Below are 24,756 nucleotides of genomic sequence, written 5' to 3'. Positions count from 1 at the left end.
TACGTGTCCCATGGTGGGTAGCGGACCTGTCCGTAGCCTGTACTTCGCCTGACGAGGGCCTGTCGGCAGGAATTGCGGTAGGTCGATACCGCGGTCGCGGGTACACCGTGCCAAAGCCGTGGCACCCACCGCCGCTGATCCCGAGCCGCCCTGCCCGCCGGCACAGGCCGTGCGCCCATGGGGCAGCGGGCGGGCTGAGGAGTGGCACTTGATCACCGTGAACACAGCATTCCGGCCTGGTACCGATCGGATGTCGTCCGCCGTCGCGTCAAGTGGAACCGAACTGCGCCGCACTGACGGCCTACCGGTGCGGGTACTGCTCGTCGACGACGAGACAGCCATGACGGACCTGTTGTCGACGGCGCTGCGCAGCGAGGGCTGGGACGTGTGCGGCGCTGGCGACGGCGCGACCGCGGTCCGGTTGGCGCACACCGTTCAGCCCGACGCGGTGGTGCTCGACATCATGCTGCCCGACATGGACGGTCTGGAGGTGCTTCGTCGGCTACGCGCCGAGACCCCGGACGTGCCGGTGCTGTTCCTGACCGCCAGAGACGCCGTCGCCGACCGGGTCACCGGGTTGACGGCCGGCGGTGACGACTACGTGACCAAGCCGTTCAGCCTCGAGGAGCTCGTGGCGCGGCTGCGCGGACTGTTGCGGCGCACCAGGACCGTCGCCAGGGCCGGGTCAGCCACGCTGGTCGTCGGTGATCTGACCCTCGACGAGGACACCCACGAGGTGCGGCGCGCCGACGCGCCGATCGAGCTGACCGCCACCGAGTTCGAGCTACTGCGCTTCTTCATGCGCAATCCCCGCCGGGTACTGAGCAAGGCCCAGATCCTCGACCGGGTCTGGAACTACGACTTCGGCGGCAACGCCAACATCGTCGAGCTGTACATCTCACATCTGCGCAAGAAGATCGACGCCGGGCGCCCGCCGATGATCCACACCATCCGGGGTGCCGGCTATGCCCTCAGACCCGCCGAGTGAGTACGGTCGCCCCGTCCGCCGCCCGGGATCTCGGGCACGACGCTGGTGGGCCGCCCGATCACTGCACTTCCGCCTGATCGCCCAGCTGCTGTGCCTGCTCGCCGCGACGTGCGTCATCCTCACCGCCGCGGCCGGTGCACTCATGCGCCACACGCTGATCACCCAGTTCGACCAGCAACTAGTGGTGACGTCCCAACACGTGATGGACTTCGCCGGGCACAACGGACCATCCGGTTCACCGCCGACGTCGAACTCGGTGGTCAACGCACCGTGCGTGCCCGAGCTGACCGTGCTCAGCCGCGTGACCGATTCACACGTCGTGGACGGCGGGCTGCGCAGCGGCACCGACAACGGGCACCGCGACCTCGCCCCGCCGCAGACCGCGGTGCTCGAAACGCTGCCCCTCGGCTACCCGGTCACCCGTCGCCTACCCGGCCTCGGCGACTACCGACTCATCGCCACGGCCGCCCCGAACGGCGACGTCATCATCACCGGACTCCCCCTGGCCCCGCTCGCCGCCGCGCAGTTCCGCCTCGTCGTCGTCCACGCCGTCGTCGGCGTGGTCTCACTCGTCATCACGGTCCTGCTCGGCACCCTACTCATCCGCAAGACGCTGTACCCGCTCCGGCGCGTCGCCGCCACCGCCCAACGCGTCGCCGAGCTTCCGCTCGACCGCTACCACCCACCCCTACCGATGTGGGACCCCGAAGCCGCGGTCGATCCGCGCACCGAGGTCGGCCAGGTCGGCACGGCGCTCAACCGGATGCTCGACCACGTCGCCGACGCGCTCGCCACCCAGCAGGCCAGCCAGACACGGCTATCCCAGTTCAGCGCCGACGCCAGCCACGAACTGCGTACTCCACTGGCCGCCATCCGCGGATACGCGGAGCTGATCCGCCGCCGGTCCGATCTTCCGCCCGACGTGGCCGAGTCCGTACGGCGCATCGGGGAGGATGCCGAGCGGATGACCACACTGGTGGAGGACCTGTTCCGGCTCGCCCAGCTGGACGCAAACCGGCCGCAGCACCGCGAACCGGTCGACCTGTCCTGGCTGGTCGCCGACACCGTCAACGAGGCCCGGATCACCGGCCCCGACCACCACTGGCGGCTCGACCTGCCGGACGATCCGGTCACGGTACTCGGCGACGAAGCCAATCTGCGCCGAGCGGTGGCGAACCTGCTGACCAACGGCCGTACCCACACCCCGCCCGGCACCACCGTGACCACCAGCCTGGCCGTATCGGGAAGCCAGGCCACGCTCAGCGTGGTCGACGACGGCCCGGGCATCCCGGCCCACCTGCTGCCCCACGTGTTCGACCGATTCACCCGGGCCGACCGATCCCGACACCACACCGGAGGCAGCGGCGGGCTCGGCCTGGCCATCGTCAAGGCGATCATCGAAGCGCACGGCGGCGATATCTCGGTGAGCAGCCGCGTAGGACGAACGGCGTTCACCCTACGCCTGCCGGCACAGCCCGACGTTCATCCCGCTGCCCCTGAGGAAAGCCGCTGACCACCGACCACGATCGAATAAGACCACCATTCCCTCGCCCGACGTGCGGGGAGGGATGATTGACTGACACCATCAGGCGTAGGCGGCATTTCGCAGTCGGAACTGCCTTACCGTGCAGAGGTCTACCGTGACCACCGTCGTTCGCCGGCCCACCCCGGCCGACCCAATGCCCGTCCCGAGTCCGGACGGCCAGCCTCCGGCCGCCACCACGCGCAATCTGCCACCGGAGCTGGGCGCCGACGCGGTCGCCGTGCTCGACGGCCCTACGTTCATGTACTCCAACGCGGTCGGCGACGTGCCCGACGGTTCGATCGGCGGTCTCGTCCACGAGGACACCCGGTTCCTGGGCCGGTGGGAACTCACGGTCAATAACTCTCCGCTGCTCGTGCTCGGCTCAGACACCGTCGACTACTACTCCGCGGCGTTCTTCCTGACCAACCCGGAGCTGCCCGATCTGCGGGCGAACACCATCGGGGTGCGCCGGGAGCGTTTCGTCGGCGACGGCATGCACGAGCGCATCGGGCTGGAATCCTTCACCGCCGAACCGGTGTCGATCCAGCTGCGCCTCGCGGTCGGCACCGACTTCGCCGACCTTTTCGAGATCAAGGACGTCGTCGCCCGGGACCGGTCGGCGAAGATCACCCGTTCGCACGCCGTCGACGGCTCGCGCCTGTGCTTCGACTACCGCAACCGGTCCTTCGAGGCCAGAACCGAGGTCAAGGTCCATCCGCCGGCCAGTCGCGTCGAGGGCGACGACCTGGTGTGGGACCTCCAGCTCGCGCGCCACCACGGATGGTGGTGCGAGCTGATCGTTCCGCTGCACTTCTTGAGGGCGAACGTCAGACCGGCACGCCGGATTTTCGGTGGGTTCTGCCGGCGGTTCAGCGACGACCCGGTTGCCGACTGGAGGGCCAATCTGCCGACCCTTCACAGCGACTCCGAACTGCTACGCGATCTCATCGAGAAGTCGATGCTGGACCTGCATTCCCTGCGGATGGAGAAGCGTCTGAGCGAACAAGAGCGGGTCGTGCTCCCGGCGGCCGGGCTGCCGTGGTTTCTGACCCTCTTCGGCCGCGACACGCTGATCACCGCCTACCAGACCTTGGCCTTCGGGCCCAACCTGGCGCACGGCACGCTGCGCAAGCTCGCCGTTCGCCAAGGCCGGGTGGTCGACGACTTCACCGACCAGGAACCGGGCAAGATCCTGCACGAGGTCCGTCACGGCGAACTGACCCAGCTCGGGCTGCGTCCCCACAACCCGTACTACGGCACGATCGACGCGACCGCGCTGTGGCTGATCCTGCTGTCGGAGTACTGGCGCTGGACCGGTGACGACGACTTCGTGGTCGGCCTGCGCGACAACGCGTACGCGGCGCTGCGGTGGATCGACGAGTACGGCGACCGCGACGGCGACGGGTACGTCGAGTACGCCACCCGCTCACCGCAGGGGCTGGGCAACCAGTGCTGGCGCGACTCCTGGGACGGCGTGCAGTTCGCCAACGGCACCATCCCGGTGCTGCCCATCGCGACCTGCGAGACCCAGGGCTACACCTACGACGCGAAGCTGCGCCTGGCGCAGCTCGCCGACGGCCCACTCAACGAGCCGGAACTGGCGCGCACACTGCGCGCGCAGGCCGCCGACCTGTACGAGCGGTTCAACCGCGACTTCTGGATCGACGAGCGGGGCGGCTACTACGCGATCGGCCTCGACGGCGACAAGCGACAGATCGATTCAATGACCTCCAACATGGGCCAGCTGCTGTGGAGCGGGATCGTGCCGCCCGAGCGAGCCGCGACCGTGGCCCGGCAGCTGATGTCGGATGAGATGTTCTCCGGCTGGGGCGTACGCACCACCTCGACCGCCGACCACTGCTACAACCCGATCGGCTACCACATGGGAACGGTCTGGCCCCACGACAACTCCCTGATCGCGCACGGGCTGGCCCGGTACGGGTTCCGGGACGAGGCCAACCGGATCATCACGGCGATGCTGCAGGCGGCGGAGTTCTCCCACTACCGCCTGCCGGAAGCGCTGTCCGGCTACGACCGGTGCTTCGGCCGCGTACCGGTTCCCTATCCGACCGCCTGCAGCCCCCAGGCGTGGGCGACCGCCGCGCCCTTCCTGTTCGTACGCACCATGCTCGGACTCGACGCACGCGACGGCGAACTCGTTGTCGACCCCGCCGTGCCCGAGGCGATCAGGCGAATCAAGTTGGCCCGCGCGAATGCGTTCGGCAAGCGGTGGGACGTGGAGGTCGCAGGCAGCCAGGCGTACGTCCGCCTCGCCGGGTGACCGGCGTCGTCTACGCGAAGAGTGTGGGTGCCAGAAGTTCGATCACCCCTAAGCGGCCTGCGAGTGCGTTCGCCGACCAACCGCGGAGACGGGAACAAGGCGTCAGCCGGACGGGCGACCGGTGCCGGTCTCGGCAAAGTCGCGCAGGCCGACGTTGCGACGGCCCGCGGACGGGCGCGGCTGGTGTCAGGAAAGGAACTCGGCGAGCGGGAAGGAGCGATGGCGACGAGGTGGAACCAGATAGTTCTGCCGGTGGGTCGTGAACAGAACCGAGTTGATGCCCGCGCCGTGGGAGCGCGGCGCGACAGGGAGGGTCGTATCGGAATAGTGGCCGTCCATCGCGAGCCGAACGCGATTGAAGATCCCGATCGTCGGCTGGAACATGATGAAGTGCAACCCTGCCGCCTTTTTTTCGTTGTAATGGTTTCCCGTCGGATCGGAGGTGTAGTAGAACGGATTGTCCAGCGTGTCGAAATCACCGCGCACGGGGATGGTCGTCCCGGCGGGATAGGCTGCGCCGTAGTTGCTGGTCGTCGGCGATGTCGTGCTGTCCACCTGCGCCATGCTCCCGCTGTGACCGTAGGCGCGGTACCGTTCGACCCCGTGCGCCACATCGGCCTCACTTTGACCTGGCGGATCGAGGGTGAGAGTGCCCGGCGCGGGCGCAGGCGAGAGGCCGGGCTGGAACATCGCCTGGACGCGACGCGCATACTGGGGGAAGCGCTGTTCGTACCAGGTCGCCAGATCTTGAAACAGGTGTGAGAGTTGCATGGTGGTCCCCTGCCTGAAGTAGCCGTGGGGCCACTGATCGGTGACGCCAGGTAGGGTCTCCAGATTGGCGATGATGCCGGGTCCCATATTCGACTGCAGGGTCGTGGTGAAGCCGAGAAAGCCCTGCGCATTGGCAGGGATGGACTGCGCGCCGGGAAGATGAGCCGCCAGCGCGAGCTTGCTCGGCAGGCCCTGTAGCCCGTAGAAACCGCCCCCGGAGAAGCCCCGGCGGATACTCGTCACTTTGAACAGGCCGCCCGCCTGGTTGCTTCCCGTCCCGAACAGCGCCTTGGTGGCTGCCATGATGTTCGCGAGCGAGTCGCTGCGCAGTAACACGGCCATATCATTCTGTTCCATGCGGACCGGCCCGAAGCCAGGAGGGGACTGGTCGCTGGGGAACGTCCTGGACTCTTGCAGCGCGTACACGGTATGGCCCTCCATCTTGGAGGTCACCAGGTCGACCGGCAGATACGTCGGGTAGAGCGTCCCCGCCTTGAAGAAGCTGGACGTCTTGCCCAGGCTTGGAATGTAGTGGTGGAAGTAGGGAAGTCCCCACGCTACGGTGATGCCCACTCCCGCAGGAGTGGGCGGAAATTGCTGCTCCAGGCCCATGAGAGCGGATTCCAGGTGACGCTGCGCCTCCTGCAAGGCTTTCGCATTTGCCGGCACATTCAGGGTTGCAGTTATGACATGATCGTGCAGGGCCGGCACCCGGACCGCAGTCGTGCCATTACTCGTCTCCACGCCCGAGCCATCGACCGTGACCACCTGCTCGTTCTGGAGGATGTATTGTTCCTGCGTGGGTGGGCTGGAGGCGAAAGCAGGCCGCTCCGGTGGCTGCGCAATGGTCTCGATCTTCTCGTAGATGCCGGCGGATGCCAGGGCCGCGCCGAGGGTGCATGCCGTCCCTTGCAGAAAGCGTCGCCTGCTCAGCTCCCCGCGGAGTTTTCCCGCAAACACATTTTCGTCGCTGTTTGCCATGAGACACATTCCCCTAGCGTGCGACCGACGCTTTTGCGTTACCTTTGCAAAGGCCCGGTTGCCGCTTGTTTTTCTCTGACCGCCCGGTTAGCGGCGACCCCGCGACGAGCCCGGCCAGTGGCGCGTCGGGAACTGCCCGACCAGCCACTCGGCGACGAGGGCCGCGTCCGGCTCCCGCTCGGCGTGCCTACTCCGCGACGTGCTCCACCGCGGAGTTGAGACCACCGGCCGGGGCAAGCCGCACCAGGGGCGCCACTCGTCCGGAGGCCACCGTAAGGGTGGCCCCAAGCCCGTTGGGTGACAGCCGCACGCGGCCTCCACCCGTCGCCCCATGCTTCTCCCGTCACCGACGGTGCAACCGGACTGGCTACCCAACAGCCGGAACGGCTAAACCCCGCCGTAGCGGGTCGGCGGGTGGGCCCGCAGGCGCGCGCTACGGCGGAGTCTCCACGCATTGCTGCTCGCGGTCCTTCGACGCGAGCCCCGCGGTTACGCGATCATCGAGGCCCTGCAGGAGCGTAGCGGGGACTTGTTTGCGGGTGAGCCACGGAAAACACGGAAAAACTGTCAGCCCCGGTACGCTTCAAGATCTCCTACCGTTGGGTGGGCTGTGCGGCCACCCTGGCTCGCCGCAGCCGTTCGACGCCGGCATCGGGGCACCGCTTGCTTGGTAGTCCTTGCCGGCGTTGCCGTCCACGATCGTGTCCGGCGGCGCGTCACCGGTCCTGATCGAGCCGGGGGTGCCTCACCCACGTCGGGTGACGACCGCTGTCCCGGGGCGGACTACCGTGGTACGCCCACGATCTGACCGGGTGGAGCGTGCTAGCGACAGCACACCAGTGGAGGGAACCGCACCAGCGGAAGGAACGGCGATGGCCGAGCCGGGGCGGGAGGCGATCCCGCAGGCGGTGCTCAGCCCGCTGACGAGGGCGGCACTGTTCCTCGTGGTGACGATCGATCCAGCAAGCAAGTCCCGGGTGCGGGCCTTGCTGTCCGACCTGTCGGGGTTGCAGCGGGCTGTCGGCTTCCGCGCCCAGGAAGGCAGGTTGAGCTGCGTCACCGGGATCGGATCGGACGCCTGGGACCGGCTGTTCGCCGGGCCGCGCCCGGCCGAGCTGCACCCGTTCCGGGAACTGGCCGGGCCGGTCCACCACGCCGTGGCCACACCAGGCGACCTGCTGTTCCACATCCGGGCACAGCGGCCAGACCTGTGCTTCGCGTTGGCAACGGAGATCATGGACCGGATACGCGACGCAGTGACCGTCCACGACGAGGTACACGGATTCAAGTACTTCGACGTACGGGACCTGCTCGGCTTCGTCGACGGAACCGAGAACCCGGTCGGCCCGGTGGCCAGCGCCAACGTTCTGATCGGCGACGAGGACCCGCGATTCGCCGGCGGCAGTTACGTAATCGTGCAGAAGTACCTGCACGATCTGCGGGCGTGGAACGCCCTGCCGGTCGAGGCGCAGGAAAAGGTGATCGGCCGCACCAAGCTGTCCGACATCGAACTCGACGACGCCGTCAAGCCCCCCGACTCCCACGTCGCGCTGACCACGATCAGCGATCCTGACGGCACCGAACACAAGATCCTGCGGGACAACATGCCCTTCGGCGAAGCAGGGCGTGGCGAGTTCGGCACCTACTTCATCGGTTACGCCCGCACCCCGACGGTCACCGAACGGATGCTGGAACGGATGTTCCTCGGCGACCCACCGGCCCGCCACGACCGGATCCTGGATTTCTCGACCCCGGTGACCGGCTCCCTGTTCTTCGTCCCGAGCAACAATTTCCTCGACAACCTGCCCGATCCGCCCGCTGTTGCGGCGGCGACCCGAAGCCGGGACGAGGCACGCGTGTCCGCCACGACCGGCGCGCCGCCAGACCCTGAACAGCCGTTCGCGCAATCCCTGGGGATCGGCGATCTCAAAGGAAGCCACGTTCGATGACCAACTCGATGACCAACCTGCATCGGGAACTGGCGCCGATCTCTGCGGCCGCATGGGCCGACCTGGAGGAGGAGGCGCGGCGTACATTCCGCCGTCACGTGGCCGGCCGTCGCATCGTCGATGTCACCGGCCCGGAAGGGGTTCAGCTGTCGGGGGTCGGCACCGGGCACCTGCAGGCCATCGATCCTCCCGCGGACGGCGTCATCGCCCATGCACGCCGCGGCCAGCCGATCGTCGAACTGCGCGTGCCCTTCACCGTCGACCGGCAGCAGGTCGACGACGTCGAACGCGGAGCCAAAGACGCCGACTGGCAGCCGGTCAAAGACGCCGCCCGCCAGCTCGCCTTCGCCGAAGACCGGACGATCTTCGACGGATATGCCGCGGCCGGCATCGTCGGCGTTCGCGCCAGCTCGTCCAACCCGGCCATCACGCTGCCGGTGCCGGTCCGCGACTATCCTCACGCCGTCAGCCAGGCCGTGACCGCGTTGCGATTGGCCGGCGTCGACGGTCCGTACTCACTGGCCCTCGACGCCGGCGCCTACACCACCGTCATCGAGACCTCCGACCAGGGCTACCCGGTCCAAGAGCACATCGCCCGCATCGTGGACGCTGAGATCATCTGGGCACCAGCCATCGACGGTGCCTTCCTGCTCTCCACCCGCGGAGGCGACTTCGAACTGCACATCGGCCAGGACGCTTCCATCGGCTACCTCGCACACGACACCACGAACATCCAGCTGTACATCCAGGAGACGCTCACCTTCCTGGTCTACGCCGGAGAAGCTGCCGTCGCGCTGCCGACGCCGCCGAGCCCACCGGTCGAGGCCGGTGCGGTCTGACAATCCGCCGGGCATGCTGATGGTCCAACCCGGTTTGGTGGGCCCTGTTCGTGCGGCCACATGATCCCTGACCACGCCTGACGTGGAAATCCCTCGCGGGTAGCACCCAGACCACTCGACCGAGCCAGGAAGGGCCGTCCCGACGTCAGCCATGCCACCGATATGAAGTTTCTACGGGCATCAGGCCGCCGCACAGCGCACCGGCCTAGGTTGTTTGGGCTGTTAGGGGCTGTTGTCGCGGATGCAGGCCCAGAGGGCGTCGACGCGGCGGCGGGACAGGGCCGCGGCGGCCTGGCGGTGAGTTTTGCCTTCGGCTCGATTCTTGTCGTAGTAGGCACGTGAGGCGGGACACGCATTGAGAGCGCTGAGGGTGGACTGGCTGAACACGCGGCGCAGGCCGCGGTGGTATCGGTGGGGTCGGCGTTGTCGGTCTTTGATCCGGCCGGATTGGCGGGGTACGGGGATGAGGCCGGCGTGGGCGGCGAGTGCTCCGGGGTTGGGGTAGCGGTCGAGGCCGCCGGTGTGGGCGATGAACTCGGCGGCGAGGATCGGGCCCATGCCGGGCAGGCTGGTGGTGATCGGGGTGAGGTGGTGGCGGGCCAGTGCGGTGGTGATGAGTTTCTCGACGGCGGTGATGCGGTCGTTGACGGTCTGCAGGTCGCCGGCGAGCTAGGCGATGATCTCGGCGGCGGTGGCCTCGCCGGCGACGGTGACGGTCTGGGCGCGGGCGGCGGCGCCGGCCGATGCGGGTGATCAGGGCGGTGATGTCGCGTTGGGCGTTGGCGATCTCTTCGGAGTGCACGACGGTGCCGGTGTCGTCGACGGCGACGACGTGGTGGTGGTGGGTCTTGCCGATGTCGACGCCGATCCAGAGTGCTCCCATGAGCGGTCTCCCGTCTCGATGGCGCGGTACTGGTGGTGGCCCGCCGTGCTCCAGGTGCCGCAACTTCGGATGAGGCGATGGGTCGTCAACGTAGCGGCATTGACACGTCCGTGTGGTCCGTGCGTGGCGGGTCGCCGCTCGCTGCGAAAAGCAGTTCTGCGGATCGTGGGTCGACCGAGCGCAGGCGCACGGATGGGGAGTCGGTCCCACTCCCAACCGGCCATGGACTTCGACAGCACAAACTCAGACCAGACCCGACCGGCCGATTCTCGCGACGCGACAAGGCGGATCTGCTCGGAGTCAGAGTGGTTGAGCTCCTCTTGGGGCTTGCGTCGGTAATCGGTCTCATGGCGGGCGTGCCTTGCCGGTGGATGGTAGGAGCGTTGGCCGTCGTGAGGAAGGCGTTGTGGTGGGCAAGGTGGTCTTCGGCGCAATCGGCGGTCCGCCGATCCACCGTAGGCCGTGGCTCCTCAAACCATTCCGCGGCTCGGGCAGCGCGGGGCTGACCAGCCCCCGGGGCGGCACGGACAGCAGCGTCATCAACGGTCGCCACGCCGGCGAGAATGTCGTGACGTAGGAGTACATGAGGGGTGACCGTCGCGGGCTGGGCCTGGCCGGACTCGAAACGGTGTGAGTCCCAGGCGGCGATGTCAGCGGCGAGTCGGGTGGGCCGAGGGTCGTCGGGCTCCCAGTCCAGTGCCCGGTCGCACGTCATCCGCTGGTCGCCCCGCCCGACCATGATTGGTGAGCCGCGGAGGCTGGCATCGCGTCACGGCCGACGGTGTCCGCTGCGGGTCCGGAGACCGCGCCACTTCCGTCACGGTTGGAAGCGGTAGCCCATGCCGGATTCGGTGAGCAGGTGGCGGGGTCGGCTGGGGTCGGGTTCGAGCTTGCGGCGTAGGTGCTTCATGTACTGGCGCAGGTAGCCGGTCTCGGTCTGGTAGGCCGGTCCCCAGACCTGCTGCAGGAGCTGGCGTTGGCTGACCAGCTTGCCGGGGTTGCGGGCGAGGACCTCGAGGAGCTGCCACTCCACGGGTGTCAGGTGCACCGCGGTGCCGTCGTCGGAGCGCACGATCCGGTCGGCGAGCGAGACGGTGTGGCGGCCGATGCGTACCGGGGGTGGCGGGTCGGTGCTGATGGTGCGGCGGGTGACGGCGCGGATGCGGGCGAGCAGCTCGTCGACGCCGAAGGGTTTGGTGACGTAGTCGTCGGCGCCGGCATCGAGGGCGGCGACCTTGGCGGCGCTTTCACTGCGTCCGGACAGGATGACGATCGGGATCGGGGTCCAGGTGCGCAGTTTGCGGATGACCTCGATGCCGTCGATGTCGGGCAGGCCGAGGTCGAGGATGACAAGGTCGGGGTGGTGGGTTGCGGCGGCGTGCAGGGCTTCGGCCCCCTGGGCGGCGGTCACGACCTCGTACTGGCGGGCGTACAGGTTGATGCGCAGGGCGCGCAGGATCTGTGGTTCGTCGTCGACGATGAGGATGCGGGTCATACTCGTGCCCCCTGTTCGCCGTCGCGCCGACCGTCGATTCGGTCGATGTGGTCGAGGATTGTCGGCTCGGTGGCCTGGTCGGGGCCGTCGTCGGTGGGCGGGGCGGCGGGCAGGCTGATGACCATGGTCAGGCCGCCGCCGGGGGTGGTCTCGGGGGTGAGGGTGCCGCCCATGGCCTCGATCAGGCCGCGGGACAGGGCCAGGCCGAGGCCGACACCGGTGGCGTTGTCCCGGTCGCCGAGCCGCTGGAAGGGCAGGAAGATGCGGTCCCAGTCGGCGGCGGGGACGCCGGGGCCGTGGTCGATGATGCGGACCTCGAGCTGGCCGGCGTACTCGCTGGCGGTCACCAGCGGCGGCTGGTCGGGTGGGCTGTAGCGCAGGGCGTTGGCCAGCACGTTGGCCAGGGCGCGTTCCAGCAGGGCCGGGTCGGCGTGGACCTCGGGCAGGTCGTCGGGTACCCGGATGCGCACACCGTGTCCGCCGTCGGCGAGGTCGTCCACGGCGAGGGGGATCGCCTCGGCCAGGCTGGTCAACTGTGGTGCCATGGCCAGTACGCCGGCCTGCAGGCGGCTCATGTCGAGCAGGTTCTCCACCAGGCGGCTGAGGCGTTCAAGGGACTCCCCGGCGGTGGCGAGCAGTTCGTCGCGGTCGGCGTCGCTGAACTCGACGTCGGGGATGCGCAGGCCGTCGACGGCGGCCTTCGCGCTGGCCAGGGGGGTGCGCAGGTCGTGGCTGACGGCCGACAGCAGGGCGGTGCGCAGCCGGTCGACCTCGGCGAGCGGGCCGACGGCGGCGGCCTGTTCGGCGAGGCGTTCCTGGCGTAGGGCGACGGCGGCCTGGGCGGCGAACGCTTCGACGACGCGCCGGTCGGCGGCCGCGAGCGGGTGGCCGCGCAGGACGAGGCAGACGTCGCCGACGGACACGTCGGCGTCGCCCTGCGCCGGGGTCAGGCAGGGCTGGTCGCCGACGGCGGCCGCCAGCCGCCAGGCGGCGGGGTCGTGCTGCAGGTCCGGACCGCTGGCGATATCCTCGCGGCGCTCGAGCAGGGTGACGCCGGTCAGCTGGAAGGTCTCGCGGAGCCGGTCGAGCAGCGCCGGCAGCGGGCGGGTGCCGCGCAGCACGCTGCCGGCGAGGGTGGACAGGGTCTCGGCCTCGGCGCGGGCGCGGGCGGCGTCGCGGGTGCGCCGGGCGGCGAGGTCGACGACGGTGCTGACCCCACCTGCGACCAGCAGGAAGACCGCGAGGGCGAGGATGTTCTCCCGTTCGGCGATGGTCCACTGGTGGATGGGGGGCGTGAAGTACCAGTTGAGCAGCAGGAACCCGGCGACCGCTGCGATCAGCGCCGGGTACAGGCCCCCGACCAGCGCGACCGCCACCACCGCGGCAAGGTAGAGCAGGATGTCGCTGGGCAGCGACAGGTGGCCGCGGACCTGGGTGAGCCCGACGGTCAGCGCCGGCAGCCCCAGGGCGGCGAGGGCGAACCCAGCCCACCGGCGGATCGGGGCCAGCCCGCCGGCGGCGGTGATCCTGGCCCGGCCGCGCTTGACCTCCTCGTGGGTGACCAGGTGCACGTCGATCGGGCCGGACTCTGCGGTGGTGGTCACCGCCACGCCGGGCGAGAAGAGCTGTGCGAGGCGGCCGCGGCGGCTGGCCCCCAGGACGAGCTGGGTGGCGTTGACGCCGCGGGCGAACTCCAGCAGCGCAGCCGGGATGTCGGTGCCGACGACCTGGTGATAGGTGCCACCCAGGCTCTCCACGAGGGCGCGCTGGCGGGCCAGGTGGGCCGGGTCGGCGCCGGCGAGCCCGTCGCTGCGGGCGACGTGTACCGCCAGCAGGTCGGCGCCCTTGCTGCGGTCGGCGATGCGGGCGGCGCGGCGGATCAGGGTGTCGCCTTCGGGGCCGCCGGTGAGCGCGACGACCACCCGTTCGCGGGTCTCCCAGGTGGTGTCGATGTGGTGCTCGGCGCGGTAGCGGTCGAGCTGGTCGTCGACCTTGTCGGCTAGCCACAGCAGGGCCAGTTCGCGCAGTGCGGTGAGGTTGCCGACACGGAAGTAGTTGCCCAGCGCGGCGTCGATCTTGTCCGGCGCGTAGACGTTGCCGTGGGCCAGCCGCCGCCGGAGCGCCTCGGGGGTCATGTCGACCAGCTCGATCTGCTCGGCGCGGCGCACCACCTCGTCGGGGACGGTCTCGCGCTGCGGCACCCGGGTGATCTGGGCGACGACGTCGTTGAGCGACTCCAGGTGCTGGATGTTGAGCGTGGTGATCACGTCGATGCCGGCGTCGAGCAGCTGCTGGACGTCCTGCCACCGCTTGGCGTTGCCGCTACCGGGCACGTTGGTGTGGGCCAGCTCATCGACCAGGGCCACCCGCGGGCGGCGGGCCAGCACCGCGTCGAGATCCATCTCGGTGAAGGTCGCGCCCCGGTAGGTCACCGTCTTGCGGGGCGCCACCTCCAGGCCGGCGACGAGCGCCTCGGTGTGCTTGCGGCCGTGGCACTCGACGTACCCGACGACCACGTCGGTGCCGCGGTCACGACGACGGTGCCCCTCGTCGAGCATCTTGTAGGTCTTGCCCACGCCCGGGGCGGCCCCGAGGTAGACACGCAGCTGTCCCCGCGCTGTCACCGGCTGCTCCTCTCCTCGGGGCCGCCCCTGGCTCATCGAACCGTCACCCGTGGATCGGGTACGTGCGGTCGAGGTCGACGTTGAGCTCGACCACGTTGACCGCCGGCTCACCCATGAAGCCGAGAGCGCGGCCGGTGGTGTGGGCGTCGACGAGCTTCAGCACAGCCGAGACGTCGACGCCACGGGCCTTGGCCACCCGGGCCGCCTGCAGCCGCGCGTAGGCCGGGCTGATCTGCGGGTCAAGGCCCGAGCCGCTGGCGGTGACCGCGTCAGCGGGCACCGCCGGGGCGGCCGGGGCGTCGCCGCGGATCGGGGTGACCACGCCCCGGGAGTAGTCCTCGCCGAACTTCGCGCACTCCACCGGCACGCCCTGGTAGGTCGACACGAACGGCCTGGCCGGGCACGCCTGGTTGAGGCTGACCACGCGGGTGACCGGACCAGTGAGCCCGTCACGATGGAACACCGCAAGCACCGCGCCCATTCCGTCGGGGGTGCAGTACGGCCGACGGCCGTCGACGCCCTCCAGCTTGCCGACCGCGATGCTGCGGGCGCACACCTGGGTGAGCAGGCTGGGCTTTCCGGCGTCGCCCGGCTTGGACGGATCGGGCAGGGTGTCGACGACGCTCTCGGGGCCGAGGTTGGACGCGGCGGTGGCCGTCGGGTCGTAGCCGGCGCCAGCCGCCGACGGCCGGGTCTGGAAGTACTGGACGAGCGGGTTGCCGTCGGAGTCGGTGAACAGGTGCCCGACCAGAGCGCTGGCGACGGTCTTGTCGCCGACCTTGATCAGTGACCCGTCGGCGTGGTGCTTGAGGCCGGGTAGCTGCGCCACACCGGTGATCACCAGCGGGTAGACGATGCCGGTCAACACGGTGAGCACGAGCAGCGCGCGCAGCGCGGCCAGGTGCTGGGAAACCCACATAGGTAGTCGCATCAGGAGATCCCGGGGATGAACTGGATGAGCAGGTCGATGAGTTTGATGCCGACGAACGGGGCGACGATTCCGCCGAGGCCGTAGACGAACAGGTTGCGGCGCAGCATCGTGGCGGCGCTGCTGGGCCGGTAGCGCACCCCGCGCAGGGCGAGGGGGATCAACGCGACGATGACGACGGCGTTGAAGATGACCGCGGACAGGATCGCCGAGGTGGGGCTGTGCAGCCGCATGATGTTGAGCCGGTCCAGGCCCGGGTACACGGCGGCGAACATCGCCGGGATGATCGCGAAGTACTTGGCGATGTCGTTGGCGATGGAGAACGTGGTCAGCGCGCCGCGGGTGATGAGCAGTTGCTTGCCGATCTCCACGATCTCGATCAGCTTCGTCGGGTCGGAGTCCAGGTCGACCATGTTGCCGGCCTCTTTCGCCGCCGACGTGCCGGTGTTCATCGCCACCCCGACGTCGGCCTGCGCCAGCGCCGGGGCGTCGTTGGTGCCGTCGCCGGTCATCGCGACCAGCTTGCCTCCGGCCTGCTCCAGGCGGATCAGCGCCATCTTGTCTTCCGGCTTGGCCTCGGCGAGAAAGTCGTCCACGCCGGCCTCGGCCGCGATCGCCTGGGCGGTGAGCGGGTTGTCACCGGTGATCATGATGGTCTTGATGCCCATCCGGCGCATCTCGTCGAATCGTTCCCGCATACCGGCCTTGACCACGTCCTTCAGGTGGATCACGCCCAGCGCCCGCGCCGGCTGGCCGTCCACGTGCTCGGCGACGACGAGCGGGGTGCCGCCGGAGGCGGAGATGCCGTCGACGAGCGGCCCGATCTGGTCGGTGGGGTGCCCGCCGTGGTCGCGGACCCACTGCATCACCGCCGTCGCCGCGCCCTTGCGGATGCTGCGCACGCCACCGTCGTCGGCGATGTCCACCCCGGACATCCGGGTCTGGGCGGTGAACGGCACCCAGACGGCGAACGTCAGCTCACCGGGGTGGCGCTCGCGCAGCCCGTAGGCGGTCTTGGCGTGCACGACCACCGACCGGCCCTCGGGGGTCTCGTCGGCGAGGCTGGACAGTTGCGCCGCATCGGCCAACAGCTGCGGATCAATGCCGTCGACCGCGAGGAACTCGCTGGCCTGCCGGTTGCCCAGGGTGATGGTGCCGGTCTTGTCCAGCAGCAGGGTGTTGACGTCGCCGGCGGCCTCGACCGCGCGGCCGGACATGGCCAGCACGTTGCGCTGCACCAGGCGGTCCATGCCGGCGATGCCGATCGCCGACAGCAGCGCCCCGATGGTGGTGGGGATCAGGCACACCAGCAACGAGACCAGCACGATGCCGCTGACGCCGTGGGACGTCAGCGCTTCGGTGTTCGGCGCGGCCGGGTTCTGCGCCTTGGAGAAGACGGCCAGCGGCTGCAACGTGGCGACGGCGAGCAGGAAGATGATGGTCAGCGCGGCGAGCAGGATGTTCAGCGCGATCTCGTTGGGGGTCTTCTGCCGGTTGGCGCCCTCTACCAGGGCGATCATCCGGTCGACGAAGCTCTCCCCCGGCCGCTGCGTGATGCGCACGACGATCCGGTCACTCAGCACCTTGGTGCCGCCGGTGACCGCCGACCGGTCGCCGCCGGACTCGCGGATCACCGGCGCGGACTCGCCGGTGATCGCCGACTCGTCGACGCTGGCGATGCCCTCAACCACGTCCCCGTCGCCGGGGATGACCTGGCCCGCCTCCACGATCACGATGTCGCCGAGTTGGAGCGCGGTGGCGGGCACCTGCTCCTCGGCGACCGCCGAGCCGCCAGGGGTCCAGCCGCGCAGCCGGCGGGCCACGGTGTCCTGCTTGGCCCGGCGCAGCGCGTCGGCCTGTGCCTTGCCCCGGCCCTCGGCGACGGCCTCGGCGAGGTTGGCGAACACCACGGTCAGCCACAACCAGACCGTGATCACCCACGCGAACACCGTCGGGTGGACGATCGCCAAGATGGTCGTGAACACCGACCCGATCTCGACGATGAACATGACCGGGTTGCGCCACAGCGTGGCCGGGTTGAGCTTGCGCAGCGCGTCCGGGGTGGACTTCCACAACTGCTTGGGGTCGAGCAGCCCGCCGGACACCCGGTGCGGCGCGGGGGCGGCCGGTTGCTGCGTGTGAGACCTGTCGACGTCGGTAACGGTCATCGATTGTCCTTGTTGCGAGGTCACTGGATCCCCTCAGCGAGCGGGCCGAGGGCGAGAGCGGGCAGGAACGTCAGCGCCACCAAGATGACCGTGACGCCGACCAACATGCCCACGAACAGCGGCTGGTAGGTCTTGAGCGTGCCGGTGGAGGCGGGTACCGGGGTCTGGCGAGCCAGGGAGCCGGCCAGGCCGAGCACGAACACGATCGGCAGGAACCGGCCGAGCAGCATCACCAGGCCGAGGGCGGTGTTGTACCAGGTCGAGCTGACGGTCAGGCCGGCGAACGCCGAGCCGTTGTTGTTGGCCGCCGAGGTGAACGCGTACAGCACCTCCGACAGCCCGTGCGCGCCGGAGTTGGCCATGCCGGCCTTGCCCCAGGCGGTCGCCATCGCCATGGCGGTGCCGGCCAGCACCAGCGTCGGGGTGGTCAAAAAGTACAGCGAAGCGAACTTGACCTCACGCGCGCCGATCTTCTTGCCCAGGTACTCCGGAGTCCGGCCCACCATCAACCCGGCGATGAACACCGTCAGCACGGCGAGGACGAGCATGCCGTACAGGCCCGACCCGGTGCCGCCGGGCGCGACCTCGCCGAGCATCATGTTCAGCATCGTCACGCCCCCGCCAAGGGCGGTGTAGGAGTCGTGGAACGAGTCCACCGCCCCGGTCGACGTCAGCGTCGTCGCTGATGCGAAGGTGGCCGAATCGAGCACTCCGAACCGGGTCTCGACACCCTCGCTGGCCGCCCCGACCGCCTGCGGCACCGTGCCGTGGTGCAGGCCCTGCAGGACGTTGATGGTGATGACGCTGCCCAGGGCCAGGATCGCCATCGCCGCGGCGATCGCATGCCCCTGCCGGTTGCTGCCCACCATCCGGCCGAACGTGCGGGGCAGGCTGAACGAGATCACCAGCAGCAGGAAGATCTCCAGCCAGTTGGTCCAGGTGGTCGGGTTCTCGAACGGGTGGGCGCTGTTGGCGTTGTAGAAGCCGCCGCCGTTGGTGCCCAGCTCCTTGATCGCTTCCTGGCTGGCCACCGGCCCGCCGGTGAGGTGCTGCACGCCGCCGGCGAGGGTGTGCACGTCGTGACCGTTCGCCAGGTTCTGCGCCGCGCCGCCGGCGATCAGCACGATCGCCGCGACCGCCGAGATGGGCAGCAGCACCCGGTAGGTGATGCGGACCAGGTCGACCCAGAAGTTGCCCAGCCGGTCGGTCTGCTTGCGGGCGAAGCCGCGCACCAGCGCCACCGCCACCGAGATACCCACCGCTGCCGAGACGAAGTTCTGCACCGCCAGGCCGGCCATCTGCACCAGGTGGCCCATCGTGGACTCGCCGGAGTACCACTGCCAGTTGGTGTTGGTGGTGAAGCTGACCGCGGTGTTCCACGCTCCAGACGGGACGACGTTCGGAAAGCCCAGCGACAGCCACAGGTAGTGCTGCAGCCGCAGGAAGGCGTACAGGAACAGGATCGACACCGTCGAGAAGGCGAGCACGCTGCGGGCGTATACACCCCACGGCTGCTCACCGCCCGGGTCGACCCCGACCAGCCGGTACATGACCCGTTCGACCCGCAGGTGCCGGGTCGAGGTCACCACTCGGTACATGTAGTCACCCAGCGGCCGGTAGGCCAGCGCCAATCCGATCACCAGCGAGGCGACAAAGAGCGCGCCCGCCATCGTGCTACTCATCTAGAACCGCTCCGGAAACAAGAGGGCCACCACGAGAAACGCCGTCAGCGCCACCGCGAGGACCAGACCAACCAGGTTCTCCGCCGTCACAGCTTTTCCACCGCCCGGACGGCCAGCGACAACAGCGCGAACAGCGCCACCGTCAACATCACATAGGTCACGTCAGCCACGGTGTATCTCCTTGTCGTTCCACACGAATGCCTTCGGATGCGAAGGACGCCCGTCGCCCGGCCCGGTGACGTCCCGCGCCTGCGCGGCGACCCATTCCTCGCGGCGCCGCCACAGCCGTGCGTGACGCACTGCCCGGTAGGCCGATCCGGCGAGCAGCCCCACGGCCGCCGCCGCCAGCGTCGCGATCCGCCACGCGTCGTCGGCGCCGTGCCAGGACAGCTCGCCGAGCTGGTTGACCAGGAACCCGTCGAAGACCCCGAACGCCAGCACGCCGACGGCGGCGACCGCGACCACGTTGCCGGTCAGCGCCGCGAACACCGCCAACGCCACCGCGACGACTCCGATGCGCCAGACCCCCGCTGACGGCGGCACCGCCACGGTCACGAACGCCGCCACGACGACGACCGCCGACCCCGCCGCCACGGCGACGCCGGTCGGCGTGGTCTCCTTTGTCGACGGGCGTGACCGCCTGCCACGCACACCCCGCTGGCGCGCCATCGCTCTCCCTGACTCCCCTGCCGCGGCCGGGCGCCGGGCGGGAGCCAGTCAAGCCCAAGCGGCACGGCCCGATCAGGTGCCTTCACGCGTCTTTCACGGCCAGGCCGGCGATTTTCACGTGCCTTTCACGTCCCGCCGCCCGCGCCGTGACCGTGGCCACACCGGTACGGAACCCGCTGAGCGGGCACCTGCCGCAATCCCGACAGCGGGCCGGGACGACGTCGACGACCTACGGTCGGTGGTCTCCGGCGGCGACGGACCGACGGTGTGTGGCGCCATCTCGGCCCGTCGGCCGACGGCACCGCCGCTGGCCGCGCCGTTGCTGACCCCGGCCCCACGTCGGCGTTCGCGGCGACGCCTGCTTCGACCGGCCGCTCCAGGAACCCGCCGCACCACCCTGTCGCACCGGCCGCTGACAACAGATCCGGCGCGACACGCAGGCCAACCGCGGCAAGCACCCGAGCGTTTCCTTGACCGACGGTTAGGGACGACCTGCGACCTGGCCGGGCAATCGAGTCACCGCCCGCCTACGGAGCCGGCGCCGCCGCCGGCCCCGGGACAGCTCACTGCGCACGGAGCCAACGCGCTTGTCCCGCGCGATAGCGCCGACCCGGCCGTGGAGGAGTGGCGCAACCGTCGGCCGACGGGCCCCGCGGGTTCAGACCGGAACTTCGGCGCTGAGGATGATCGTGTCCTCCTCGGGCAGGTGCAGGAACTCGGCCTGGCTGGCGGCGTTGTGGGCGAGGGCGATGAACAGGCGCTTGCGCCAGCCGGTCATACCGGGACGGTCGGCGCGGCGCAGCGTGATCTTGGAGACGAGGTAGGACACCTGATCGAGGGCGAGCCCTTCGGCGAGCGGGTGGCCGGCGACGCGGCGCAGGACCTCCGGGAAGTCGGTGGGGTCCTGGAAGCCGAACACGGCGTCGATGTGGATGATGCCGTCATTCGGGTCGCCGAGGTCGTCGACGGTCAGCCGGTGCTCCCAGGGGATGTGCGGGACGTTCGCGGTCCGACCCGTGATGATCACGATCTTTTCGTGGCGGACGTGGTTGTGCGCGACGTTCGCGCGCAGCGCCAGTGGCGTCGTCTCCTTGTTCGGGTGCGGGAACACCGCGGTGCCCGGTACCCACGGGATGTCCATCGCGTGCAGCGAGTCGATGAAGTCCCGCAACGACCCTTCCTTTTCGGCCCGGCGGGCGGTGACCAGTTCGCGTCCGCGCTCCCAGGTAACCATGATCGTGAACACGACGGCGGCGATGAGCAGGGTCAGCCAGCCGCCGTGGGTGACCTTGGTCAGGTTCGCGGTGAAGAAGGTCAGCTCCAGGGCGCCGAAGACGATCGCGACCAGCACGATCCGCCAGGTGCGCCAGTGCCACAGCCCGCGGGCGACGATCAGGAACAGGGTGGTGGTGATCAGGAAGGTGCCGGTGACCGCCACCCCGTAGGCGGTCGCCAGCCGGGCCGAGGAGCGGAAGGTGAACACCACCAGCAGGACCGCGGCGAACAGGCCCCAGTTGACCGCGGGGGCGTAGATCTGTCCGTACTCGCGGCGGGAGGTCTGCCGGATGCGCAGGTGCGGCAGGAAGCCCAGCCGCATGGCCTCCCGCGACATCGAGAACGCCCCGGAGATCACCGCCTGGGAGGCGATCACGGTGGCGGCGGTGGCCAGCACGACCATCGGCAGCCGTGCCCAGCCTGGCAGCAGCAGGAAGAACGGGTTGGCCCGGCTGGTCGGGTCTTTGAGGATCAGCGCGCCCTGGCCGAGGTAGTTCAGCGTCAATGCGGGGAACACGATCGCGAACCAGGCCCGCCGGATCGGGGCGCGGCCGAAGTGGCCCATGTCGGCGTAGAGCGCTTCGGCGCCGGTGATCGCCAATACCACGGCGCCCATGGCGACGAACGCGATACCCGGGTGGGCCACCACGAAGCCGACCGCGTAGGTCGGTGACAGCCCGGCCACGATGCCGGGGTGGCGTAGCACCTCCACCAGGCCGGCCGCCCCCAGGCAGCCGAACCACAGCAGCATGACCGGCCCGAACACGCCCCCGACCCGACCGGTGCCCCACCGCTGGCCGGCGAACAACAGCGTCAGGATCACCGCCGCCACCGGCAGCACGATCTCCGCCAACTGCGGTGAACTGACCTCGAGCCCTTCGATCGCGGACAGCACCGAGATCGCCGGGGTGATCACGCTGTCGCCGTAGAACAGGGAGGCACCGAGCACCCCGAGCGTCATCATCACCACCGCGGCACGCCCGGCGTTGCCGCTGCACAGGACCTTTCGGGCCAGGGCAGCCAGCGCCATCACCCCGCCCTCGCCGTCGTTGTCGGCGCGCAGGATGAAGATCACGTACTTGACCGACACGATCAGGGTGATCGACCAGAACACCAGCGAGATCACGCCGAACACGTCGGACGCGGTCGGGCGTACCACGCCACCGTCGAGGGAGAAGACCGTCTGCAACGCGTACAGCGGGCTGGTGCCGATGTCGCCGTACACCACGCCCAACGCGCCCAGCAGCAGCGGCAGCCCCGCCGCGCCCCGCGCGATCGTGTGACCCGGCGGCGACGTCTGGACCGCGTCCCGGCCACCCGTCGCGCTGCCGCTTACCGCACCCTGCTCAGTTCTCATCGGTTCCGACACCACACAGACATGTCAATCGGCGCGCCGCTGCGTGCGCGATACTCCCTCGCCCGCACCCGGGAACGCCCACGCGTCGGACGATGTCGGGTGCGGGCACGCGTCTTCCGGCCCATTGATGAGCCAACAACTGATACATCAACTGTTGAAGATGGCCAACGACGAGCTCCGGCTCTGGGATGGCCGCCTGATCCGGGGCGACGGGCGGGTGGTGGGGCGGGTACCCGGACCGGGCGCCGACCGCGCCGGGCAGCCGTACGGGCCTCACGATCATCAGCGTCCCCGGTCGATGCTCGGTATCGACGGCGAATGCGACTCGTCGGCGGGCAGCCGGGTAGCGCCGGGGACGAGGGTGCGGGCGGCCCGCGCGCGACCGGCACGACCGAGCCGTTCCCGACGGGCGTCGGCGGAGGCGAGCTGCCAGGGGACGCTGGTGACCATGACTCCGGGCTCGAACAGCAGCCGGAGCTTGAGCCGTAGCGCGCTCTGGTTGTGCAGCAGCTGCTCCCACCAGCGCCCCACCACGTACTCGGGGATGTAGACGGCGACGATGTCATGAGGGGCGTCGGCGCGCAGCTTGCGGATGTGGCGCAGCACCGGGCGGGTGATCTCCCGGTACGGGGAGTCGACGATGGTGAGTGGGACGTTGATGTCCCACTGCTGCCAGTCCTCCTGCAGCTGACGGCTGTCTGCGTCGTCGATGTTGACGGTGAGGGCGGTGATGCTGTCGGGGCGGGTGGCCCGGGCGTAGGTCAGCGCGCGCACCGTGGGCAGGTGCAGCGTGCTGACCAGCACGACGGCGTGCACCCGGGCGGGCAGGACCATGTCGGCGCGCTGCGGTTTGAGCTCCTGACCGACACGGTCGTAGTGGCGGCGGATGCCGGACATGCCCAGGACGAAGATCGGCACCGCGATCACGACGAGGTAGGCGCCCTCGGTGAACTTGGTGATCAGCACGATGACCAGGACGACGCCGGTGAGCGCGCCGCCGACGGTGTTGATGACCTGCGAGCGGCGGGCCCGGCGCCGAACCGCCGGGTCGCGTTCGGTGGCGAGGCTGCGCTGCCAGTGTCGGACCATGCCGAACTGGGACAGCGTGAAGGCGGTGAACACGCCCAGAACGTACAGGTGGATCAGCGAGTCGACGGAGGCGTCGTAGACGAACAGCAGGGCGGCCGCCGCCAGCGCGAGGGCGAGGATGCCGTTGCTGAACGCGAGCCGGTCCCCGCGGGTGTGCAGCTGGCGGGGCAGGTAGCGGCGTCGGGCCAGCAGCGCGCCGAGTACCGGGAAGCCGTTGAAGGCGGTGTTGGCCGCAAGCACCAGGATCAGCGCGGTGGCGGCCTGGATGACGTAGAAGGCGACCGAGCCGTCCCCGAAGACCGCGGCGGCGAGCTGGGCGATAACGGTGCGCTGCGGGGTGGTGGCACAGTTGCCGACGAAGCCGGTCAGGTCGCAGGTGTTGTCGGTGTAGTGCACGTGGGCACCGATAGCCAGCAGGGTGATGCCGCCGAACATGACGATGGCGATTCCGCCGATCAGCCCGAGGGTGATGGAGGCGTTGCGGCTGGCCGGGCGACGGAACGCCGGTACCCCGTTGGAGACCGCTTCGATGCCGGTCAGCGCGGTGCAGCCGGACGAGAAGGCCCGCAGCGTGACGAACAGCAGCGCCAGGCCGGCCAGGCCGGTCGAGTGCGGGGCGATGCCGTAGCGGGCGCTCTCGGCCACCGGCGGATGACCGGCGACATAGCGCAGCCCACCGACGACGATCGTGGCGACGATGCCGACGATGAACGCGTAGGTGGGGATCGCGAACGCCTTGCCGGACTCCTTGACGCCGCGCAGGTTGACCGCGGCGAGGACGAACACGGTGCCCAGCGCGATCGGAACCCGGTACGGGTTGAGCGACGGCGCGGCGGAGATGACATTGTCGATGCCGGAGGCGACCGACACCGCGACGGTGAGGGTGTAGTCGACCATGAGGGCGCCGGCGACAACGAGGCCGGCGAGCGGGCCGAGGTTGCGGGAGGCGACCTCGTAGGAGCCGCCCCCGTCGGGGTAGGCGTGCACGACCTGCTGATAGGAGACCGCGACCACCGCCAGCAGCACGACGACGCCGAGCGCCACCCACGGGGTGAGGTACAGCAGCGCGAGGCCACCGATCGCCAGGACCCGCAGGATCTCCTGGGTGGCGTAGGCGACGCTGGACAGCGCGTCGGAGGCGAAGATCGGCAGCGCCAGCCACTTGGGCAACAGGGTGTGGGAGAGCCGGTCGCTGCGCACGGGGCGGCCGACGAGCAGGCGTTTCGTCAGCCCGGTCACGGTGGTCACGGCT

At 69.6% G+C, this 24,756-nt stretch carries 17 protein-coding genes; 6 read left to right on the top strand and 11 right to left on the bottom strand.

The genetic code is table 11. The features are described 5' to 3' along the window. The first annotated feature begins 250 nt into the window (after window positions 1-250). The 3 genes from HC031_RS09930 to HC031_RS09920 all read left to right on the top strand — a co-directional run bounded on the left by HC031_RS09930 (window position 251) and on the right by HC031_RS09920 (window position 4,794). Window positions 251-988, top strand: a complete 738-nt coding sequence (locus HC031_RS09930; RefSeq protein WP_167924937.1) for a response regulator transcription factor — start codon at window positions 251-253, stop codon at window positions 986-988. Then, window positions 966-2,501 (top strand): sensor histidine kinase, encoded by a 1,536-nt coding sequence (locus HC031_RS09925; protein WP_167924936.1) that lies wholly within the window; start codon window positions 966-968, stop codon window positions 2,499-2,501. Before HC031_RS09930 ends, HC031_RS09925 begins: the two co-directional genes overlap by 23 nt. A 127-nt stretch (window positions 2,502-2,628) precedes the next feature. Beyond that, window positions 2,629-4,794, top strand: a complete 2,166-nt coding sequence (locus HC031_RS09920) for an amylo-alpha-1,6-glucosidase (protein WP_338090572.1) — start codon at window positions 2,629-2,631, stop codon at window positions 4,792-4,794. 186 nt (window positions 4,795-4,980) lie between these two features. Here HC031_RS09920 and HC031_RS09915 read toward each other — a convergent pair whose 3' ends face one another. Then, window positions 4,981-6,546: a DUF7405 family protein gene (locus HC031_RS09915; RefSeq protein ID WP_167924935.1), complete on the bottom strand. Its 1,566-nt coding sequence runs from the start codon at window positions 6,544-6,546 to the stop codon at window positions 4,981-4,983. A gap of 872 nt (window positions 6,547-7,418) precedes the next feature. Between HC031_RS09915 and HC031_RS09905 the strand changes: the two genes are divergently transcribed. Together HC031_RS09905 and HC031_RS09900 are read left to right on the top strand one after the other, a co-directional pair. After that, on the top strand, window positions 7,419-8,495 hold the full coding sequence (locus HC031_RS09905; RefSeq protein ID WP_167924934.1) for a Dyp-type peroxidase: 1,077 nt from the start codon (window positions 7,419-7,421) through the stop codon (window positions 8,493-8,495). Next, complete coding sequence (locus HC031_RS09900) at window positions 8,492-9,334, top strand: family 1 encapsulin nanocompartment shell protein (protein WP_240942336.1); 843 nt, start codon at window positions 8,492-8,494, stop codon at window positions 9,332-9,334. The genes HC031_RS09905 and HC031_RS09900 overlap by 4 nt, the downstream gene beginning before the upstream one ends. 222 nt (window positions 9,335-9,556) lie before the next feature. Here HC031_RS09900 and HC031_RS09895 read toward each other — a convergent pair whose 3' ends face one another. Continuing rightward, on the bottom strand, window positions 9,557-9,865 hold the full coding sequence (locus tag HC031_RS09895; RefSeq protein WP_338090591.1) for a transposase: 309 nt from the start codon (window positions 9,863-9,865) through the stop codon (window positions 9,557-9,559). Here HC031_RS09895 and HC031_RS34325 point away from each other — a divergent pair. Further along, window positions 9,746-10,087, top strand: a complete 342-nt coding sequence (locus tag HC031_RS34325; RefSeq protein ID WP_338090594.1) for a hypothetical protein — start codon at window positions 9,746-9,748, stop codon at window positions 10,085-10,087. The genes HC031_RS09895 and HC031_RS34325 overlap by 120 nt on opposite strands. A 947-nt stretch (window positions 10,088-11,034) precedes the next feature. Here the strand turns inward: HC031_RS34325 and HC031_RS09890 are convergent. The 9 genes from HC031_RS09890 to HC031_RS09850 all read right to left on the bottom strand — a co-directional run bounded on the left by HC031_RS09890 (window position 11,035) and on the right by HC031_RS09850 (window position 24,752). Next, window positions 11,035-11,712, bottom strand: a complete 678-nt coding sequence (locus tag HC031_RS09890) for a response regulator (RefSeq protein WP_167924932.1) — start codon at window positions 11,710-11,712, stop codon at window positions 11,035-11,037. Further along, window positions 11,709-14,336, bottom strand: a complete 2,628-nt coding sequence (locus HC031_RS09885) for a sensor histidine kinase (RefSeq protein ID WP_338090571.1) — start codon at window positions 14,334-14,336, stop codon at window positions 11,709-11,711. Before HC031_RS09885 ends, HC031_RS09890 begins: the two co-directional genes overlap by 4 nt. A 43-nt stretch (window positions 14,337-14,379) precedes the next feature. After that, window positions 14,380-15,267 carry a potassium-transporting ATPase subunit C gene (locus tag HC031_RS09880; protein ID WP_167924930.1) on the bottom strand — a complete coding sequence of 296 codons (888 nt, stop codon included), beginning with the start codon at window positions 15,265-15,267 and terminating at the stop codon, window positions 14,380-14,382. Next, the gene (kdpB, locus tag HC031_RS09875; RefSeq protein WP_167924929.1) at window positions 15,267-17,432 is read right to left on the bottom strand and encodes a potassium-transporting ATPase subunit KdpB; all 2,166 of its coding nucleotides are present in this window, start codon (window positions 17,430-17,432) and stop codon (window positions 15,267-15,269) included. The genes HC031_RS09880 and kdpB overlap by 1 nt, the downstream gene beginning before the upstream one ends. 20 nt (window positions 17,433-17,452) lie before the next feature. After that, the gene (kdpA, locus tag HC031_RS09870) at window positions 17,453-19,114 is read right to left on the bottom strand and encodes a potassium-transporting ATPase subunit KdpA (RefSeq protein ID WP_167924928.1); all 1,662 of its coding nucleotides are present in this window, start codon (window positions 19,112-19,114) and stop codon (window positions 17,453-17,455) included. Continuing rightward, window positions 19,115-19,204 (bottom strand): K(+)-transporting ATPase subunit F, encoded by a 90-nt coding sequence (kdpF, locus tag HC031_RS34760; protein ID WP_167924927.1) that lies wholly within the window; start codon window positions 19,202-19,204, stop codon window positions 19,115-19,117. Window positions 19,205-19,276: 72 nt separating this feature from the next. Next, window positions 19,277-19,783 carry a hypothetical protein gene (locus HC031_RS09860; RefSeq protein ID WP_167924926.1) on the bottom strand — a complete coding sequence of 169 codons (507 nt, stop codon included), beginning with the start codon at window positions 19,781-19,783 and terminating at the stop codon, window positions 19,277-19,279. Window positions 19,784-20,441: 658 nt separating this feature from the next. Then, window positions 20,442-22,415: a potassium transporter Kup gene (locus tag HC031_RS09855; RefSeq protein ID WP_167924925.1), complete on the bottom strand. Its 1,974-nt coding sequence runs from the start codon at window positions 22,413-22,415 to the stop codon at window positions 20,442-20,444. A 282-nt stretch (window positions 22,416-22,697) separates the two neighbouring features. After that, a complete protein-coding gene (locus HC031_RS09850) occupies window positions 22,698-24,752 on the bottom strand; it encodes an amino acid permease (protein ID WP_167924924.1) in 2,055 nt (684 codons plus the stop codon). Between the last annotated feature and the right edge of the window lie 4 nt (window positions 24,753-24,756).

The organism is Planosporangium thailandense (assembly GCF_011947195.1).
Taxonomy (GTDB): Bacteria; Actinomycetota; Actinomycetes; order Mycobacteriales; family Micromonosporaceae; genus Planosporangium; species Planosporangium thailandense.
The sequence above is the reverse complement of the archived record's forward strand: the minus strand, read 5'-3'. Positions and strand labels throughout refer to the sequence as shown.

Coding starts and splice junctions, on each gene's coding strand:
- HC031_RS09855 (WP_167924925.1), bottom strand. CDS start 22,415: ATGAGAACTGAGCAGGGTGCGGTAAGCGGCAGCGCGACGGGTGGCCGG.
- HC031_RS09905 (WP_167924934.1), top strand. CDS start 7,419: ATGGCCGAGCCGGGGCGGGAGGCGATCCCGCAGGCGGTGCTCAGCCCG.
- kdpA (WP_167924928.1), bottom strand. CDS start 19,114: ATGAGTAGCACGATGGCGGGCGCGCTCTTTGTCGCCTCGCTGGTGATC.
- HC031_RS09860 (WP_167924926.1), bottom strand. CDS start 19,783: ATGGCGCGCCAGCGGGGTGTGCGTGGCAGGCGGTCACGCCCGTCGACA.
- HC031_RS09900 (WP_240942336.1), top strand. CDS start 8,492: ATGACCAACTCGATGACCAACCTGCATCGGGAACTGGCGCCGATCTCT.
- HC031_RS09930 (WP_167924937.1), top strand. CDS start 251: ATGTCGTCCGCCGTCGCGTCAAGTGGAACCGAACTGCGCCGCACTGAC.
- HC031_RS09925 (WP_167924936.1), top strand. CDS start 966: ATGCCCTCAGACCCGCCGAGTGAGTACGGTCGCCCCGTCCGCCGCCCG.
- kdpB (WP_167924929.1), bottom strand. CDS start 17,432: ATGACCGTTACCGACGTCGACAGGTCTCACACGCAGCAACCGGCCGCC.
- HC031_RS09880 (WP_167924930.1), bottom strand. CDS start 15,267: ATGCGACTACCTATGTGGGTTTCCCAGCACCTGGCCGCGCTGCGCGCG.
- HC031_RS09890 (WP_167924932.1), bottom strand. CDS start 11,712: ATGACCCGCATCCTCATCGTCGACGACGAACCACAGATCCTGCGCGCC.
- HC031_RS09915 (WP_167924935.1), bottom strand. CDS start 6,546: ATGGCAAACAGCGACGAAAATGTGTTTGCGGGAAAACTCCGCGGGGAG.